The organism is Treponema sp. UBA7567, assembly GCF_002476655.1.
Classification (GTDB): Bacteria; Spirochaetota; Spirochaetia; order Treponematales; family Treponemataceae; genus Treponema_D.
In genome coordinates this window covers 5,583-6,586 of the sequence record NZ_DLLH01000048.1, presented here as the reverse complement: position 1 = coordinate 6,586, position 1,004 = coordinate 5,583, and the positions used below count along the sequence as shown (strand labels likewise).

The 1,004-nt window shown below is 46.8% G+C and carries 1 protein-coding gene; it reads right to left on the bottom strand.

Translation table 11 applies throughout. The features are described from left to right. Positions 1 to 119: 119 nt before the first annotated feature. A partial coding sequence (locus B3Y13_RS06025; protein WP_296693319.1) for an Ldh family oxidoreductase occupies positions 120 to 1,004 on the bottom strand: 885 nt, incomplete at its 5' end.

Sequence of the window (1,004 nt, the reverse complement as noted above, 5' to 3'; positions counted from 1 at the left end):
AAGCCGCGGAGCGGTTCGGACGTGCGACTGCACGGCTGAACGGAAAAATTGCCTGGCAATTTTATAACGCGAAAGCCCGGCTGCCGCGGTTTTGCCGCGGCAGTGCCACCCGAATAAATTTATATTGCTATATCTTCGAGTTTTGCTGTAATTCCTGTCTGTTCAAGCGCAGAGCGGATTTTTCCTGCGATTCCGTCTGAAATAAAAAGGCCTTCCTTTGTCTGGCGTTCGTGATTGTTGTATTCGATTTCTCCGGGAACAAAAATTTCCTTAACACCTTCGCGTTTTTGAGAGCTTTTTATGCGCTCGATTGTGATGTCGATATTTTGCTTAAAGCTTTCGATGTTCGTAAAACGGGAAATGTCGATTGCTGCAAAGTTGTAGCCTATTTTGTCGGTACATTCGGCAGTTGTGTCGCCTTGGCCGTCCAAAACTGAAGTTCCGCTCAAAAGTGTTGTCATTATAAAGACGATTAAATCAAGTCCGTAGCCTTTGTAGCCTCCGAACGGCAGCTGAGGCCCGCCTCCTGTAATTACGTCCGCCGGGTTCGTCGTTGTTTTTCCGTCTTTTGTCAAAGCCCAGTCGTCAGGAATTGATTTTCCTTCTGTGTAGGCGAAAAATATTTTGTTGAAGGCGACGTTGCTTGTCGCGGCGTCAAAAACTATTGGCCGTTTTTTTCCTGCCGGAACTGCAACGCAAATTGGATTTGTTCCCAAAACCTTGTCGTAGCCGCCGAATGGAGCGACTGCAAGTCCTGTCGAAGTAAATGCCATTCCAATCATATTTTCCGGCAGGGCGTCCATGGCGTAGTAGGCGGCAAAGCCAAAATGTGTGGCGTTGCGGACTGTTGTGATTGCGACTCCGTTCTTTTTTGCCTTTTCAATTGTTTTTGCCATTGCGATTTTTCCGGCGACAGAACCTGGAGCGTGGTCTGCGTCAAAAACTGTAGTTCCAGGTCCTTCTTGAACGATTTTTATTTGCGAATGAGGATTTATTTTTTTTGC